General features: G+C 62.3%; 17 protein-coding genes. 8 read left to right on the top strand and 9 right to left on the bottom strand.

All coding sequences use genetic code 11. From position 1 onward, the window contains the following. Window positions 1–132 precede the first annotated feature (132 nt). A complete protein-coding gene (locus tag NCR35_RS21140) occupies window positions 133–306 on the bottom strand; it encodes a hypothetical protein (protein WP_250535865.1) in 174 nt (57 codons plus the stop codon). 205 nt (window positions 307–511) lie between these two features. On the opposite strand from NCR35_RS21140, the gene NCR35_RS21135 reads away from it, so the two are divergent. Next, window positions 512–1600, top strand: coding sequence for an aldose epimerase family protein (locus tag NCR35_RS21135; protein WP_250536030.1), 1089 nt, complete (start codon window positions 512–514; stop codon window positions 1598–1600). Window positions 1601–1737: 137 nt separating this feature from the next. Further along, window positions 1738–3378, top strand: coding sequence for an alpha,alpha-trehalase TreA (gene treA / locus NCR35_RS21130; RefSeq protein ID WP_250535864.1), 1641 nt, complete (start codon window positions 1738–1740; stop codon window positions 3376–3378). Window positions 3379–3431: 53 nt separating this feature from the next. Here the strand turns inward: treA and NCR35_RS21125 are convergent, their stop codons facing one another. Both NCR35_RS21125 and NCR35_RS21120 read right to left on the bottom strand, forming a co-directional pair. Continuing rightward, window positions 3432–3725: a DUF1330 domain-containing protein gene (locus NCR35_RS21125; protein WP_244850863.1), complete on the bottom strand. Its 294-nt coding sequence runs from the start codon at window positions 3723–3725 to the stop codon at window positions 3432–3434. A gap of 168 nt (window positions 3726–3893) precedes the next feature. Continuing rightward, window positions 3894–4775: an isocitrate lyase/PEP mutase family protein gene (locus NCR35_RS21120; protein ID WP_250535863.1), complete on the bottom strand. Its 882-nt coding sequence runs from the start codon at window positions 4773–4775 to the stop codon at window positions 3894–3896. A 192-nt stretch (window positions 4776–4967) separates the two neighbouring features. On the opposite strand from NCR35_RS21120, the gene NCR35_RS21115 reads away from it, so the two are divergent. Further along, on the top strand, window positions 4968–6065 hold the full coding sequence (locus NCR35_RS21115; protein ID WP_502801711.1) for an alpha/beta fold hydrolase: 1098 nt from the start codon (window positions 4968–4970) through the stop codon (window positions 6063–6065). 22 nt (window positions 6066–6087) lie between these two features. On the opposite strand, the gene NCR35_RS21110 is transcribed toward NCR35_RS21115, so the two are convergent. Continuing rightward, on the bottom strand, window positions 6088–7461 hold the full coding sequence (locus NCR35_RS21110; RefSeq protein WP_250535861.1) for a sigma-54 dependent transcriptional regulator: 1374 nt from the start codon (window positions 7459–7461) through the stop codon (window positions 6088–6090). Between the two features lie 337 nt (window positions 7462–7798). Next, window positions 7799–8107 carry a hypothetical protein gene (locus NCR35_RS21105; protein WP_250535860.1) on the bottom strand — a complete coding sequence of 103 codons (309 nt, stop codon included), beginning with the start codon at window positions 8105–8107 and terminating at the stop codon, window positions 7799–7801. Window positions 8108–8344: 237 nt separating this feature from the next. Between NCR35_RS21105 and NCR35_RS21100 the strand changes: the two genes are divergently transcribed. Both NCR35_RS21100 and ppk2 read left to right on the top strand, forming a co-directional pair. Further along, window positions 8345–8566: an HP1242/YdcH family protein gene (locus NCR35_RS21100; protein WP_250536029.1), complete on the top strand. Its 222-nt coding sequence runs from the start codon at window positions 8345–8347 to the stop codon at window positions 8564–8566. A 132-nt stretch (window positions 8567–8698) separates the two neighbouring features. Continuing rightward, window positions 8699–9742 carry a polyphosphate kinase 2 gene (ppk2, locus tag NCR35_RS21095; protein ID WP_250535859.1) on the top strand — a complete coding sequence of 348 codons (1044 nt, stop codon included), beginning with the start codon at window positions 8699–8701 and terminating at the stop codon, window positions 9740–9742. Here the strand turns inward: ppk2 and NCR35_RS21090 are convergent. After that, complete coding sequence (locus NCR35_RS21090; RefSeq protein WP_250535858.1) at window positions 9739–10623, bottom strand: LysR family transcriptional regulator; 885 nt, start codon at window positions 10621–10623, stop codon at window positions 9739–9741. The genes ppk2 and NCR35_RS21090 overlap by 4 nt on opposite strands. 81 nt (window positions 10624–10704) lie before the next feature. On the opposite strand from NCR35_RS21090, the gene NCR35_RS21085 reads away from it, so the two are divergent. Then, window positions 10705–11472 carry a sulfite exporter TauE/SafE family protein gene (locus NCR35_RS21085; RefSeq protein ID WP_250535857.1) on the top strand — a complete coding sequence of 256 codons (768 nt, stop codon included), beginning with the start codon at window positions 10705–10707 and terminating at the stop codon, window positions 11470–11472. Window positions 11473–11602: 130 nt separating this feature from the next. Here the strand turns inward: NCR35_RS21085 and NCR35_RS21080 are convergent, their stop codons facing one another. Continuing rightward, window positions 11603–12214, bottom strand: coding sequence for a hypothetical protein (locus tag NCR35_RS21080; protein ID WP_250535856.1), 612 nt, complete (start codon window positions 12212–12214; stop codon window positions 11603–11605). Window positions 12215–12297: 83 nt separating this feature from the next. Further along, on the bottom strand, window positions 12298–12501 hold the full coding sequence (locus NCR35_RS21075; protein ID WP_008347993.1) for a cold-shock protein: 204 nt from the start codon (window positions 12499–12501) through the stop codon (window positions 12298–12300). Between the two features lie 356 nt (window positions 12502–12857). On the opposite strand from NCR35_RS21075, the gene NCR35_RS21070 reads away from it, so the two are divergent. Then, complete coding sequence (locus tag NCR35_RS21070) at window positions 12858–13418, top strand: M48 family metalloprotease (RefSeq protein WP_250535855.1); 561 nt, start codon at window positions 12858–12860, stop codon at window positions 13416–13418. A gap of 159 nt (window positions 13419–13577) precedes the next feature. Further along, window positions 13578–13922, top strand: coding sequence for a response regulator (locus NCR35_RS21065; protein WP_159832771.1), 345 nt, complete (start codon window positions 13578–13580; stop codon window positions 13920–13922). A gap of 35 nt (window positions 13923–13957) precedes the next feature. Here NCR35_RS21065 and NCR35_RS21060 read toward each other — a convergent pair whose 3' ends face one another. Beyond that, on the bottom strand, window positions 13958–14215 hold the full coding sequence (locus NCR35_RS21060; RefSeq protein WP_244850874.1) for a hypothetical protein: 258 nt from the start codon (window positions 14213–14215) through the stop codon (window positions 13958–13960). Window positions 14216–14257 lie beyond the last annotated feature (42 nt).

Genomic DNA, 14257 nt, shown 5'->3' with positions numbered 1-14257 from the left:
CGGTGAACGGCGACGTGTCCTATCGCCGGGCGCAGCGCAGTGTCGGTTGTGTCGTTGCTTCCATCATTGTACGAGCGTCAATGTGCGGCGGGCAGGCCGAGCGCTGCGCCGGGCCTGCGCATTGCCAGTTACTTAGCCATCCTCGCCGACGTCGTTCGGTTCGGGCAGCGGCTTGCCGGCGCCCGTCGGCGGCGCGGGCTCGTTAGTCAGGTTTTGCTTCTGCTCGTCGCTTAGGCGGCGGTCCGCTGCGGTCGCGTCGTTAGGCGTTTGCTTAGGCGGAGTCGAACGTTCGCTCTCTTGTGTCATGGTGCGTTCCTTCGGTCATGTGAATGGTCAGTGCATCCCGGACCGGTTGCATCGAACGTGCCCGCTAACCTGGAGCGCATCCACGCGGGTATGGCCGATGCTTCGTCGTATGTTTGCCTAACCACCCCGACCCATCCCACGTCCTGATCCGATGAAACAGATTTCCCGCAGCGTTGCCGCGCTATGCGCCGCCGCTTTTCCGTTCATGTCGAATGCGGTGACCATCACATCTTCACCGTATGGCGCGACGCAGCAAGGTCAGCCGGTCGTTCAATACACGCTGTCGAATACGCGCGGCGTTTCGATGAGCTGCATCACCTATGGCGGCATCGTGACACGAATCGATGTGCCGGACCGGCGCGGGCGGCGCGCGGACATCGTGCTCGGCTTCGCATCGCTTGCCGATTATGAGCGATACAACGGCGATATTCACTTCGGCAGCCTGATCGGCCGCTATGCGAACCGCATCGCGCAAGGGCGTTTCACGCTCGACGGACACACGTATCAGTTGCCGGTCAACGATCCGCCCAATACGCTGCATGGCGGTCCGCACAGCTTCGACGAGAAGGTATGGACGGTCGTGCGCACGTTTCAGAACGCAAGCGGCGCGGGTGTGCAACTGCGTTACGTGAGCCCGGACAACGAGAACGGTTTTCCTGGCACGCTCACGGTCGACGTGACCTACACGCTCACCGACGACAACGAAGTGCGTATCGACTATCGCGCCAAAACGGATAAGCCGACAGTCGTGAATCTCACGAACCATAGCTATTTCAATCTAGCGGGCGAGGGCAGCGGCAGCGTCGAGAATCAGCTCATCATGATTGCAGCATCAAGCTATACGCCGACCCGCGCGGATTCGATTCCAACGGGCGAAGTCGCGTCCGTGGAAGGCACGCCGCTCGATCTGCGCGCGCTGACGCCTATCGGCGCGCGTTTGCGTTCGGCCTTCCCGCAACTGCGCTACGCACGCGGTTATGACAACAACTTCAAGCTGAACAAGAGCAGCCAGCATGAAGGCGAGCCTTCGTTTGCCGCGCGTGCCTACGATCCGGCGAGCGGGCGCGTGCTCGATCTCTATACGACGCAACCGGGCTTGCAGTTCTACACCGCCAACGGGCTGAACGGCAGTGCGGTCGGCGTATCGGGCAATGCTTACCGTCAGACGGACGCGTTCGCACTCGAGGCCGAGCACTTTCCTGATTCGCCCAACCATCCCTCGTTCCCGTCCACCGAACTCAGGCCGGGCGACGAGTATCACGAAGTGACCGTGTGGAAGTTCGGCGTGCGCTAGGCGCGCTTTCAATTCGGCCGCACCGCCGGTTGCAACGACGGTGCCGTGCATGCGATGCTTCGCCCTGCTGCAGCTTCCGTTAAAACAAGCGGCACGAGCGAGACCAGTCCGGTTCATCACCCTTCGAAGGAGTGAACATGATCGTACTGTCGCGATATCGCATGACGCATGACGCGTCGCAGCACCATTCGTTGAACGCGCGCCGCCTGTTCGGCGCATGGGCGTTGCTCGGCGCGGCGAGCGTCGCTTATGCCGATGCCCAGAGCAGCTATGTCGTGCCGCCACCGCCTAGCGAACTCTATGGCGAGCTTTTCACCGCAGTGCAAACGCAGAAGATTTATCCGGACCAGAAGACCTTTGTCGATGCGACGCCCAAGATCGACCCGGCGCAAATCAATCAGCTCTATGCGCAACAGCGTATCGTCCCGGGCTTCAGTCTTTCCGCATTCGTCGCGCAGTACTTCACGCCGCCGACCGATCAGGTCATCACGCCGCCGCCTAACCAGACCCTGCGCGAGCATATCGACTGGCTCTGGCCGCAACTCACGCGCAACTCCGCGACCGTGCCGCCATACAGCACGCTGATTCCCATGCCGAAGCCGTACGTCGTGCCAGGCGGACGCTTTCGTGAAGGCTACTACTGGGACACCTATTTCACGATGCTGGGGCTTCAGGAAGCCGGTCGCGAAGATCTCGTCGATAACATGCTCGACAACTTCGCGTATCTGATCGATACCATCGGCCATATTCCGAACGGCAATCGCACGTACTATGTCAGCCGTTCGCAGCCGCCGTTCTTCTCGTACATGGTGGAGCTTGCCGCGCATAAGGAAGGCGGACGCGTGTATCAGAAGTATCTGCCGCAAATGCGGCGCGAATATCACTACTGGATGCAGGGCGCGCATTCGCTCCAACCCGGCGAGGCGGTGCGCAATGTCGTGATGCTGCCCGATCGCACCGTGCTCAACCGCTATTGGGACGAACGCGACACGCCGCGCGACGAGTCGTATCTGGAGGACGTCGAGACTGCCCGGCTCGTGACGAACCGTCCCGCGAACGAGGTGTATCGCGATCTGCGCGCGGCAGCGGAAAGCGGCTGGGACTTCAGTTCGCGATGGTTCGGCGACAACCAGACGCTTGCCACCATCCGCACAACGTCCATCATTCCGGTGGATCTCAATAGCCTGATGTTCCATCTGGAGACGACCATTGCGCGCGGTTGCGGCGAAGCGCGCGACTTCGGTTGTGTCGCGGAGTTCGTCGGCAAGGCGGCAAAGCGTGCCATCGGCATCAACCGGTATCTGTGGAATAACAACGGCTATTACGGCGACTACGACTGGCAGCTCGGTCAGCCGCGCAACAACCCGTCGGCGGCGATGCTTTATCCCTTGTTCGCAGGGGCGGCGTGGCCCGAGCGCGCGCACGCCACGGCGCGCACGGTGGAAACGCTATTGCTGAAACCGGGCGGCCTGACGACGACGACCTTCAATACGGCTCAACAATGGGATGCCCCGAACGGCTGGGCGCCGCTGCACTGGATAGCGGTCGACGGTTTGCGACGCTATGGCCGCGGCGATCTCGCGCAGCAAATCGGCACGCGCTTTCTCGCCGACGTGAACCATGTGTATGCGACGCAGCAAAAGCTCGTCGAGAAGTATGTCGTGGAAGGGGCGGGGACAGGCGGTGGCGGGGGCGGGGAATATCCGCTACAGGACGGCTTCGGATGGACCAATGGCGTGACCTTGCGCCTGCTCGATCTTTACGCGCCGGGTCAGTGAACGCGTGAGCATGCGATGGCGGCGCGAGCACGCCGCCATCGGCTCACCGTGTTTTACGCGATGCCTTCGACGACGCGGAAGTCGCGTTCGCATGCATCGCCCAGCACTCTCAGCGCTTCCTGGTACTTCTCGCCGTTGAACGTGGCGAGCGCCTGATCGAGCGAGTCGAATTCGACGAGCACCGTGCGTTCCGCAATGCCCGCGCCGTGCACCGTCGACGCTACGCCGCGAACCAGCGCGCGGCCGCCGCCTTCCTGAATCGCGACCGTTGCGAGCTTCGAATACTCAGCAACCTGATCGGGCTTCGTAATCTTGCGGTATGCGCTGACCCAATAGCCTTTTGCCATCTGCAATCTCCTGATTTTCGTTGAGCGCCATGCGCCATGAGGCGAATGCAACGCGTCTGCAACCCGTCTGCGACGCATGCATTCTTGCGTAGGCGAGCATAGCAAAGAATCGGCTCATGCCTTGCGTGTCGTCGCGATCGTTCTATCTGCGGACATGCCCGCGACGATTCATTCCGCCGCGTACTTGCGGTCCAGTTCGTCGAAAAGGGGCTTTTTCACGAGCCGTTGACGCTCGGAGAACGGCGCGACTACAGCCGGATCTTCATCCAGCTTGCCTTGCTGCTTCAGCGCGGTCAGCGCCGTCTGCATGCCGCGCACCGCGCTCTGCAACGCGGCGTTCGCATAGAGCACGAGACTGAAGCCGAGGTTCTGCAACTCGTCGCGGCCCGTGACCGGCGTCTTGCCGCCGATCACGATATTGATGAGTTGCGGCGCGGCGACGAGCCGGGTTAAGGATGCGATCTGCTCTTGCGTTTCGATCGCTTCGATAAAGAGAATATCGGCGCCAGCCTCGACGAACTGATTCGCGCGTTCTATCGCGGCATCGAAGCCATGCACCGCGCAGGCGTCCGTGCGCGCGATGATCTGCAGGTTCTCGTCCTCGCGCGCATCCACGGCGGCGCGTATCTTGCCGAGCATCTCGCTCGTCGAGATGACGCTCTTGCCCGAGAAGTGGCCGCATTTCTTCGGCATGACCTGATCTTCCAGCTGGATCGCATCGGCGCCGGCGCGCTCGAGCGTCCTTACGGTATGGCGCACGTTGAGCGCGTTGCCGAAGCCCGTGTCCGCATCGACGACGAGCGGCAAGTCCACTGCATCGCGAATGCGATTCGTATGCTCCGCGATCTCCGCGAGTCCCATGAATGCGAGGTCCGGCAAGCCGAGGGACATGTTGGTGACGCCCGCGCCCGTGATGTAGATCGCCTCGAAGCCGAGGTCCGCGATGAGGCTCGCGCTCATCGCGTTGAATGCGCCGGGCAGGAGCAGACCACGGCGGGCATTCACGAGTTCGCGAAAGGCGGCGCGGCGGCGGGAAGTAGAGGTTGTCATGGCTGAAGAATCCCGGAAGTAGACGTAAGGCGTCGAGGCGAGCGTCGATAGCCGCCTCATAACCCGCCATGTTAAAGCGTGCAGCGCCTCGGCGCTTGCTGGAAATGGCATCATGTGGGCTCTCGCAGAAAGGAGCCGCGCATGAGTGAAACGCTGCCGGATGTGCCCTTGCCCGACGGCGTGCGCGCGCGCATGGTCGACAACGGCAACGGCCTGTCGATGCATATGCTGGAAGCGGGGTATGAGACGCCGGACGCGCCGTGCATCGTGTTGCTGCACGGCTTTCCCGAACTGGCCTATAGCTGGCGCAAGGTCATGAAGCCGCTTGCGGATGCCGGCTATCACGTCATCGCGCCGGACCAGCGCGGCTACGGCAGAACCGGCGGGGCGGACACGCGCTTCGACGCCGATCTCGCCGATTACGCGATGCCGAACCTCGTCCTCGACATACTGGGCCTCGTTTTCGCGCTGGGGCATCGGTCGGTTGCCGCTGTCGTCGGGCACGATTTCGGCTCGCCCGTGGCGGCCTGGTGCGCGCTGACGAGGCCCGACGTCTTCCGCTCCGTGGTGATGATGAGCGCGCCGTTTGCAGGACCGCCTCGCTTCGCGTTCGCCGAACCCGCCTCGCCTACGATGACCGATGCCATGAACGAACTGGCCTCGCTCGATCCGCCGCGAAAGCACTATCAACGCTACTTCACGGAGCCGCAGGCCAACGACGATATGCGGCACGCGCCGCAAGGGCTTGCCGATTTTCTGCGCGCATATTGGCATGTCAAGAGCGCGGACTGGTCCGGCAACAGGCCGCATCCGCTTGTCGCGCCCGTTGCCGAAGAACTCGCTTTGCTGCCCGCTTATTACGTGATGGACGCGGACAAGACCATGCCGCAGACCGTCGCGCAAGCCATGCCGTCCGCGGAAGAAGTTGCATCGTGCGCGTGGCTCGACGACGCCGAACTGCACGTTTATGCGAGCGAATTCGCGCGAACGGGATTTCAGGGCGGATTGAACTGGTATCGCGCGAGCAACGACGCAGGCGAGAGCGCGCGCTTGCGCCTATGGGCAGGGCGCACGATCGACGTGCCTGCGTGTTTCATCGCGGGAAGCAGCGACTGGGGCTGCTATCAGCGACCGGGCGATTTCGAAGCCATGCGTCAGTACGCGTGCACGAATTTTCGCGCGGCGCACTTTATCGAAGGCGCGGGGCATTGGGTGCAGCAGGAGCAGGCGCGAACCGTGGTGAGCCGCATCCTCCGCTTTCTGCGGCAGGACGCCGCGCTGCCCTTCTGAAGACGCGCGTCGCCGTGCGGCTTTAAGCGCTCGATACCTGCAACGTGCGCTCTTCTTTCGCGCGCAGCCCATAGGCCGTGAGCAGACGATACAGCGTGACGCGCGAGATGCCGAGTTCGTCGGCCGCTTCGCCGAGGCGTCCGCGATGCCGCAACAGCGCCACTTCGATGGCCTGCCGCTCCGCCGCTTCGCGCGCCTGCGCAAGCGTGGTCGGCGCGGCTTCCACATAGTCGCCGAGTTCGAGATCGCTCGCGAAAATCTGCCGCCCTTCGCTCATGACGATGGCGCGCCTCACGCGATTGATGAGTTCACGCACGTTGCCGGGCCACGCGTAGTTGTGAAGCGCGGCAATGGCGCAGGGCGAGAACCCGCGCAAGCGGCGGCTCGCATCGCGCCTGAAGCGTTCGAGCATATGGTTGGCGAGCAGTTCGATGTCCTTGCCGCGCACGCGCAACGGCGGCTCGTCGATCTGCAAGACGCATAGACGGTGATACAGGTCCGCGCGGAAGCGTCCTTCGAGCATCGCGGTTTGCATGTCGACGTGCGTGGCCGAAATGATGCGCACGTCCACCGCCGTCGACGTCTGCCCGCCAAGGCGCTCGATCTTGCGTTCCTGAAGAAAGCGCAGCAGGCTCGCCTGACTTTCGAGCGGCAGATCGCCGATTTCATCCAGAAAGAGCGTGCCGCCATCCGCCGCTTCGACGCGGCCGATCTTGCGCTGGTTCGCGCCGGTGAACGCGCCGCGTTCGTAGCCGAAGAGCTCGGACTGCAAGAGATGCGGCGGAATCGCGCCGCAGTTGATCGCAACGAACGGCTGGTCGCGCCGCGCCGAACGCGCGTGAATGGCAAGCGCCGTCAGTTCCTTGCCGGTGCCCGATTCGCCCGAGATGAAGACCGGCGCATCGGTCATGGCGACCTTTCGAATGGAGCGATACAAAGCCTGCATCGCTTCGCAGGTGCCGACCATGCCGACTTCCTGGCCATCGGTCTTATAGGCATCGTTGGAGGCGGCGTCGTGCAGCGAGACCATGCCGTATGCATGGCCCACCGCATCGACGATGCGGTCGGATGCCGACGGCATCGTCACGTAGTCGAAGCAGTAATCGCGAATGACGCGGGAAATATCGGGGTTTTCCGCATGATCCGGATCGACGGTCGCGACCCAGCCGATGCGTTGGCTCGAAAGCAATCCGACGAGCGCGGCCGTGTCCTCGGCATAGCCACGGCTCGTCAGATCGATGATGCCTGCCGCCGCGCGCTTGTCATGCTTCGCGGCTTTAGGCGGCTTCGCAGGCGTTACGTATTCGATCGCCCAGCCACGCGCATGCAGTCGTTCGGTCAGATCGTCCGACGCCGTGCGGCCTGCGAAGTAAAGTGTTCTCGGTTCCCCGTACATGGCTTTCTCTCAGCATTTATTTGTATGTACCTACAGTATGCCTTCGACATCGCCGAGCGAAAAAGCCGCGCAAACGATAACCTGATTTTGATTATTTGAATGGCTCCGACTGAAACGATTAAGAAAGCTTCAGCAGAATTTGCGGGACAACCGTTCGTTTCATGCGAGAACGATCGTGCGATTCTTGCGTGAGGCGCGCGGCGCATGGCGGGGCGGCGTTTTCGGAGCCGGGCGGTTTTACTGATCGACTCTGATGTCGTTCAGCCGGGCCTGTCGGTCGCCTCTATGCCGATGCGGACAGGGCTGCGCGCATCGCGCGCGACGGAGCCAGTCTGCTTTATTTGCCGCTGCCCGCTGCTGCGCCTGCGCGAGCGGCGGCGCCCGTGTTGGCCGCAGCATTCGACGGGTTCTGGCTGTTCACGCCGTTCGCCGTGTTTCCGTAAGTGCTTCCGGTGGAGGTCGAGTTCGAGTTCGAGTTCGAATAGGCAGGCGCCGATTTCGTCGGTTTGGGCTGAAGCGTTTGATTGATGACGCCGATCTGCCCGAGCTTGTGGGCAGCGGAATTGTCGGCTTGCGATACGGTGGCGAAAGCGAGGCCGCCGGCGCCGATCGCTAACGCGACGACGGAGGTAAGGGTTGTCTTCATGATGGCTCCCTGCGGGAACGCGACGTCCCCGAACGACTATTGTGCGCGGCGCACGGGTAGGCGGGCAGAGGGGTTTTCGCCTACGGCTCGCGTGCGGCGCTTCGCTGCCGCTTTACGATGCGGCGAAATCACGCAGCATTGAAGCAGGCGGTGAAGGGCGAAACGCGGTCGCGAATCGGTAAGATGTACTACGTAGTGTTGAGCAACGCCCTCGTTAAAACCGCATTGGAGCATCGCATGTTTCCCGAATACCGTGACCTGATATCCTGGCTCAAGACTGAAGACGCGCACTTCTCGAAGCTCTTTGAGCGGCACAATGCGCTCGATCATGAAATCCGCAACATGGAGAGCGGCGTCACGCCGGCCGATCCCTTCGCCGTCGAAGCGTTGAAGAAGGAAAAGCTGCGGCTGAAAGACAAGCTGTACGTCGTATTGCGCAAGGCCGCCGAAGCGGTTTGACGAGACGGCTTGCGTACGCGCTGCCGCATACCATGCGGCCTTAGGGAGAAAAGGACTTTGAAAAACGCAAGACCAACCGGGACCCCCGAAGGCCCGACTTCTCGACGCAACCCGCAGGAACAGGACGGCGACGTGAGCGTCGCCGAAGCGTCCGAGGCCATCTTGAGGCAGGAAACGCAGGACGCAGTGGATGCAGCCAATGAACTCATCACGAGCGGCATGGCGGACGTGCTCGCATATGCCGCCTCGAACAGCGAAAGCACCGAAACGCGCATCGACACGCTGAAGGCCATCATAGGCGGCCTGTCTCCGGACGAAGCGGCCACCTTGCGCGCCTATCTCTTCGAGGCCACATCGCTCGTGGGAGCGCCGGCATCGCGCAGGCAGCGTCAGGACGAGGAACTGTCGGCCGGCTGGCGTCACGGAGAATATCCGTACAAGCATCTGATGTCGCGCCAGGCGTACGAGAAGCAGAAGTACCGGCTGCAGGTCGAGTTGCTGAAACTGCAGGCGTGGGTGAAAGAGACGGGTCAACGCGTCGTGATACTGTTCGAAGGGCGCGATGCCGCAGGCAAAGGCGGTGCCATCAAACGCTTCATGGAGCATCTGAATCCGCGCGGCGCGCGCGTCGTGGCGCTCGAGAAGCCTTCGGAACGCGAACGAGGGCAATGGTATTTCCAGCGTTACGTCGAACACCTTCCCACTGCCGGCGAGATCGTGCTGTTCGACCGTTCGTGGTACAACCGCGCGGGCGTCGAGCGCGTGATGGGCTTCTGCACGAATCAGGAGTACGACGCGTTCATGCAGCAGGTGCCGGCGTTCGAGCGGCACCTGACGCAAAGCGGCGTGCATATCATCAAGTTCTGGTTCTCCGTGAGCCGCGCGGAGCAGCGCCGCCGTTTCAAGGAGCGCGAAGTGCATCCGCTCAAGCAATGGAAGCTCAGTCCCGTGGACCTTGCTTCACTCGACAAGTGGGACGACTACACCGCCGCGAAGGAAGCCATGTTCGCGCACACCGATACCGCCGATACGCCGTGGACCGTCGTGCGTTCCGATTGCAAGAAGCGCGCGCGCCTCAATGCCATGCGCTATGTGCTGCATCGGCTGCCGTATGCGAATCGCGATATCAGGACAATCGGTCCGGTCGATCCGCTGATCGTCGGGCGGGCGTTCTAGGCCGCAGCCTCGATCAGTTGACGCGCGAGCAGACTCGCATGAGGCGTCAGCGCATCGAAAGCGCGGGCGCAAAGCAGCAGGCGGCGCGCGGCCCACGGCTCCGATAGCGGCACGATCGCGAGACCGGGCCGCCGCAGCGCCTGCGCCGACACGTCCGACAGAATCGCGATGCCGATGCCCGCTTCGACCAGCATGCCCACGTTGTCGAGGCTGCGCATGTGAATGCGGTAGTCCAGTTGCTTGCCGAGCCGCGACGCGCGTTCGGCCAGATGCATCTCCAGCGCGGCATCCGCGAGTCCGACGTACGCTTCGCTCACGATATCCGCGAACGATGCAGCGGACTGCTGCGCGACGCGGTGCGTGAAGTGCGCGACCACGACGAGCTGATCCTGCGCGATCACATGCGTCTGCAGGCTGGCAAGGTCGGTGATATCGGCCACGATGCCCAGGTCCGCGCGGCCTTCGGCGAGTGCCTGCACGATATCGACACTCGGCCTTTCGTCCAGATCGATGGAGAGATCGGGATGCGCCGCGAGAAAGCGCGCGAGTTGCATCGGCAAGAAGGCGGCGAGGGCAGCCGTATTCGACAGCAGCTTGATGCGGCCTTTGAGACCGGTCGCGTAATGTCGCAGGTCGCCCTTCATCTGTTCGACCTGAGCCAGAATCATGCGTGCATGCCGTACGAACGCTTCGCCTGCGGCGGTCGCGTGTACGCCCCGGCGATTGCGTTCAAGAAGCGGTGCGCCAAGCGCGGCTTCCATGCCCGCGATGCGTTCACTCGCCGATGCCAGCGCAAGATGCATGGCCTGCGCGCCCGCCGTGATGCTGCCGCGCTCCAGCACGGTCAGAAAAAGCCGCATGTCGGTGAGATCGAAGCGCATGCCGTGCCTTCGGTCGCGCCGAAGCCTCGCATTGGAATTGCCAGATTGTAAGCGCGCAGGCTGCCCGCTACGATCTGCCGCATGGAACCTCTTATCGTTGTGACAGGCGCGGGTTTCCTCGCGGGCGCGATGAACGCGCTCGCGGGCGGCGGCTCGTTCGTGAGCCTGCCCGCGCTCATTGCAGCGGGCTTGCCCCCGGTCCAGGCGAACGCTTCGTCGACCGTGGCGCTCTTTCCCGGCGGCGTGGTCAGCGCGTGGGCGTACCGCGACGGCTTGAGTCCGGTCGGCCCCGTGTCGCTTCGCGCGATGCTTTTCATCACCGTGATCGGCGGGCTGATCGGCGCGGGGCTGTTGCTCCGCACGTCGTCATCCACGTTCTCGTTCCTGTTGCCGTGGCTCATGCTCTGCGCGAGTCTCGCGCTCGCGTTCGGCCGCACGATGGGCGAAGCGTTGCGGCGACGGTGGCGCATCGGCGCGCCGTCGGTCCTCGCGATTCAGCTGGCGCTCGGCGTCTATGGCGGCTATTTCGGCGGAGCGGTCGGCATCATGATGATGGCCGTCTGGGGCTTGCTCGACGCGCGCGATCTCAAGAGCCTGAACGCGCCGCGTACGTTGCTCGTCAGCGCAGCGAACTCGGTCGCGGTGGTGACGTTCGCGCTGGCGCATGCGGTACGCTGGCCGGAGACCGTCGCGATGCTCGTCGCGGCCATCGCGGGCGGATACAGCGGCGCGCAGTTGGGACGCCGCGCGCCGCCTGGCGCGATCCGGGCCGGAACGCTGCTTCTGAGCGCAGGCATCACCATCGCGTTCTTCGTGCGAACGTATGGGCCGATGCTTTCCCATCGATGAAACATCATGATCGCCGCTCTGTTGGAAACGATTGGCGCGTTATCCGTGCTCGCGAGCGTGGCGGCGAAGATCGCGTGGGCCCGCGACCATGCCGATGAAACGCCGCACGGGGATCAGCCGAGCGCGCCGCTCATTCAAGCGGACTTGCATAAGGCGGCAAGCCAAGGGCCTTCGCCGCCGATTCATACGCGCGGACGAAACGCGGGTCGTCGGCCGCTTCGCGCGCCATCCACGCGCCCAGTTCTTCGCTGCAAGCGGCCTGCGCGATGGAGTCGAAACAGGGCGACTTGTCGGACATCATGCTCGCCGCCCAATAAAAGCCGAAGAGCGTTCTCTTCTCGGCAGGAGCCATACGGATCGCGTCGGGATCGACGCCGGAAAACCAGCGCGCGAGCTTCATCTTGAGCGTGGCATCTGTCTCGTGAGGGTCGTAGGAAAAAAGATATCCGCCGCCTGATTGGGCCGTGTGAAAGTCGTCCATCACGACCGCGCTGACAAAACGGGCTGCACGCGCATTTAGTGCAAACGATTGCCCGTGTGCGCTAGCGAACACACACCAGAGCATGATGAGCAACGCATGAGCGGTGTACCGTGGCCAGACACGGCGCTTTTCTAGGCTGCTTCGCGAATTCACGCCAATGAAGATCCAGAAATGTCGCTGCTTTGGATCGCAGCTTTGTATGCGATGCGTGAATTCTACTGACTTATTTCCTTTGCCGCGACGCGGATAAGGCGGCGTCATCGCCTTGGAGAAAGAATCTACAGTGCAAAAAACAAACGGCCCCGAAGGGCCGTTGTGCGCCGAGGCAGCCTGCTATAACTGACTTACAGCGGCTGAATCGTCGAAGCCTGCTTGCCCTTGGGGCCTTGCTTGACTTCGAAGCTCACCTTCTGGTTTTCCTGAAGCGACTTGAAACCCTTGGACTGGATTTCGGAGAAATGTGCAAACAGGTCCTCACCGCCGTCGTCCGGCGTAATGAAACCAAAACCCTTTGCATCGTTGAACCACTTGACGGTACCTGTTGCCATTTTTCCAACCCTAAGAGACGAATTTCGTTGAAGATGCGCTCGTGATGTCGAGCGAATACATTTTTACCATGACTCGGGATTTTGGTCCAATACGCGTTTTTGCTAAGCATGTGTACTTGCGCACGTCACAATAAACAAAATTACTTGGCCTCTCTCAGGCGTCGGTTTAATTTGCCGCTTTTAGTGAGCGAGGCATGAGATGAGTCGATTACATCGCGAGGTGGCAGGGTCGCAAGCACGTTCACGGCATTGCGCTCAAAATGACTGACGCGCCGCCATCTTCTACGAAGAACCCGATGTCAGCATCAAGGAGCGATTCACCGGCGAGCGATAACACAGTCGAATGACGTGGCGACATGGACAAGACAGAGCAACTCGCATCGCGGCTCGTCGCGCATTACGCGCAGGCGTTGAGCGTCGCGACACCTGGTGTCCGGTTCGTGGAGACGTCGTGCGGGCCGTGCTATGACGCCTTGTTCAATCGCATCGAAATCGATTCGCGCACGCTCGCGTTGCCCGAGCCTGCGCTTCGTCTCGTTCTTGCGCACGAAGTCGCGCATGCGACTCAGCGCCCCGCGTTGCTCGCAGACTTCATGACGACCCTGCTCGGCGTGAGCTTGATCTTTGCGGTCCCATGCGCCCTGTTCGCGTCGTTGCCGGACGCGGAGCTGTGGCGTGTGTCCGTTCCGGGTGCATGCTTCGCACTCGTTCTGTTCGCTGCACGTAGGGCATGGCGCACACGTGCCGACGCGCGGGCGGCGCGATTCGAATTGGACGCCGATGCGAAGGCCATGCGCCTTTGCGGCTCCCGAACGACGCTCGACGCGTTGGACTCGATGGTCGCGCGCGGCTATCTCGATGCCACTCGGCATCGCGCGCTGAAGCATCAGCTTCTCGTTCGCCGCGAAATTCACTAGAGCATTAGCACCGCGCTCGGTCACTGGCCTCAATAAGGCTATCCGACTTTCGCGACCTCACTGCACGGCCAAAAGAATGGCTCGGTTTTTGCGTGCGTCTCTTGCCTGACGCATCGGCCTCAAGCGCGACGCGAGCCCACGCCTTCCGGATGACCGACCATGTATGTCCTGTTTGTAGAAGATGACGCCCGTCTTTGCGATGCATTCAGAGACCTCGCCGTGTCCCTCGGACACGTTGCGCATGTCGCGTATGACGGTCATCAGGCGATGCTGCTGGCAGCGGAAAACCGCTACGACACGATCTTTATCGACATCGGCTTGCCGGATGTCGATGGCCGCGACCTGTGCCGGCGATTGCGGGCGGCAGGACCGAGCCAGCTTGCATGCGTCGTGGCGGTCACCGGCGACGACCGCCACAGGAACGAACTGCACGAGCATTTCGACGGCTATTTCCTGAAGCCTTTTACCGCCGATGGTTTTCGCGCCGTGCTCGACGCCTGCTGAACGCCAAACACGCTGACGTTCAAACGTTCAAACGTTCAGACGTCCAGATCGTCGGCGGCCTTGCGCTCGCGGCGCTCTTCGTTCGCGCGGCGAGCGCGCAGGCGCTGCCGCGACAACTGGGCGATGACTTCGCCCGTCGACGCGCCGGCCGGGATCTCGTTGCGTATCACTTTGGGAACCATGGGCAAGCCCATGCGCTGCCTGCGCAGCGCAAGCGCGATGGCGGTGCGGCATGTTTGTCCGTGACAGTCCCATTCGTCGCGGATTCTTTCGCAATAGGGGCACTTTTCCATGCATGCAGTTTACTGCGAAACGCGGGACGCTCGCCCGCGCTC

Source organism: Caballeronia sp. AZ10_KS36, from assembly GCF_023631105.1.
GTDB lineage: Bacteria > Pseudomonadota > Gammaproteobacteria > Burkholderiales > Burkholderiaceae > Caballeronia.
Note: the sequence above shows the minus strand (reverse complement) of the source record. Positions and strands in the feature narration are given on the sequence as shown.